The 2025-nt window shown below is 71.0% G+C and carries 1 protein-coding gene and 1 pseudogene; one reads left to right on the top strand and one right to left on the bottom strand.

All coding sequences use genetic code 11. The features are described 5' to 3' along the window. The coding region (locus FV228_RS27990; protein WP_246694055.1) for a D-alanyl-D-alanine carboxypeptidase at positions 1-1424 on the top strand (1424 nt) is incomplete at its 5' end. Between the two features lie 211 nt (positions 1425-1635). Here the strand turns inward: FV228_RS27990 and FV228_RS27995 are convergent. After that, positions 1636-1935 (bottom strand): annotated as a pseudogene (locus tag FV228_RS27995) (DnaJ domain-containing protein); the annotation flags it as partial. Positions 1936-2025: the final 90 nt, after the last annotated feature.

Consider the following 2025-nt stretch of genomic DNA (forward strand, 5'->3'; position numbering starts at 1 on the left):
CCGCGGTCCTGACCGCCCTGGCCGCCCCGGCCGAGGCCCGCCGCGGGCGGCACCATCATCACCATGCGTCGGGGGGCGGCTACAACCCGCCCTACGCCGCCATGGTGGTGGATGTGAAGAGCGGGAAGACGCTGCACGCGGTCAACGAGGACGCGCTGCGCCATCCGGCCTCGATCACCAAGGTCATGACGCTCTACATGCTGTTCGAGCAGATGGAGCGCGGCAAGTTCGCCCTCGATTCCGAGCTGACCATGTCGGCCCACGCCGCCGCCCAGGCGCCGTCGAAGCTCGGCCTGCGCCCCGGCCAGACCATCTCGGTCGAGGACGCGATCAAGGCGATCGTCACCAAGTCGGCTAACGACGTGGCCTGCGCGATCGGCGAGAACATCGCCGGCTCCGAGGAGCGCTTCGCCCAGATGATGACCGCCAAGGCGCACGCACTCGGCATGAGCCGGACCCGCTACGCCAACGCCTCCGGCCTGCCGGACCCCGACCAGCTCACCACCGCCCGGGACCTCACCGTCCTGGCCCGCGCCATCCAGGACCGGTTCCCGCACTATTACCGCTACTTCCAGACCCGCTCCTTCGCGTTCCGCGGCCGGGTGATCGGCAACCACAACCACCTGCTCGGCAACGTCCAGGGCGTGGACGGGATCAAGACCGGCTACACCCGCGACTCGGGGTTCAACCTGATGACCGCGGCCAAGTCCGAGGGCCGCCAGATCGTGGCGATCGTGCTCGGCGGCAAGTCGGGCGGCAGCCGCGACCGGATCATGGCCGACCTCGTCCGCTCCAACCTGCCCCGGGCCTATGCCGGCGCCCGCCAGTCGGCGCCGGTCACCGAGGTGGCCGAGCGGGCCCGCCCGGCCGTGGTGGCGGATGCCGTCTCGCGCACCCGCACCCAGGTCGCCTCGGCCGACGACGAGGATGTCGAGACCACCGGCACCACCGGCGAGCCCCTGGACATCATGCCCTCGCGCTCGACCACGACGCCGGGCGGCACCTGGAAGCCCGGTCCGCAGGGCGTGTCGCAGGCGCTGCCGAAATCCGCGCAGGCATATGCCGGCGCGAGCACCGCTCAGGCGCCGTTCCCCGGCGCGTCCAAGACCGCGGCCCGGCTGGCCTCCGCCGAACGCGACGAGCCGCCCAAGGCCGTCACCGGCACCCGCGTCGTCCCCACCGCCTGGGTGATCCAGCTCGGCGCCATGGACGACGAGTCCAAGGCCCGCACGATGCTCTCGGAGGCCCGCGCCAAGGCCGGGGGCAGCCTGTCCAAGGCGGCGCCCTACACGGTCAAGGTCGAGCATGGCGGGACCACGCTCTACCGCGCCCGCTTCTCCGGCTTCGCGGAGCAGGATTCCGCGCAGGATGCCTGCACGGCCCTGAAGCGCAGCGGCTTCAGCTGCTTCGCGACCCGCAGCTGAACCACTCGAGCATCATCCCGAAAGGTGGGTTCCGGCTTTCGGACCGAGATGATGCAGAAACAGAAGCCTCGAGCGTCGTCCCGGCTCTGATGTCCGGGCCGACGCCCTAGGCGATCGACGGCGCGCCGATCCGGCGCGCCGGCACGACGGAGCCGCGGCTGTGTTTGCCCGCGGCTGCGAACCAGTCAGCATCTGACAACGCGCGTGGAGTTCAGCGATGTCGGTTCAAAAGCCTGTCCCGGGCCGCGTTGACCCGCGCCGCCCTGTCGGCACTTCCGCCCTGGTCGGGGTGGGTGAGCTTCATCAGAGACCTGTGGGCCGTCCGGACCTGCTCAGCGGTCGCCCCGCGCTGAAGCCCCAAGATCTGGTACGCCTCCTCCTGCGTCATCGACCCTGGATACGCCGGGCGTCCCGGCCGCGGGTCTCGATCGCGCTCAGCGTCTACACGCCAGCCGGGCGCCCGGCGGTCGAGATACGGCTCTAGGAGCGCCGCGCCCGCGGGATCGCGCGCGCGGCAGGCCTGCAGCCCGGGGAGTATAAAAAAAAACCCACCCCCCCCCCCAAACAGGAGGGGGGGGTGGGGGGGGTGGTGGTGAAAAAA

Origin of the sequence: Methylobacterium sp. WL18 (assembly GCF_008040015.1) — a bacterium.
In the GTDB taxonomy this organism is placed as follows: domain Bacteria; phylum Pseudomonadota; class Alphaproteobacteria; order Rhizobiales; family Beijerinckiaceae; genus Methylobacterium; species Methylobacterium mesophilicum.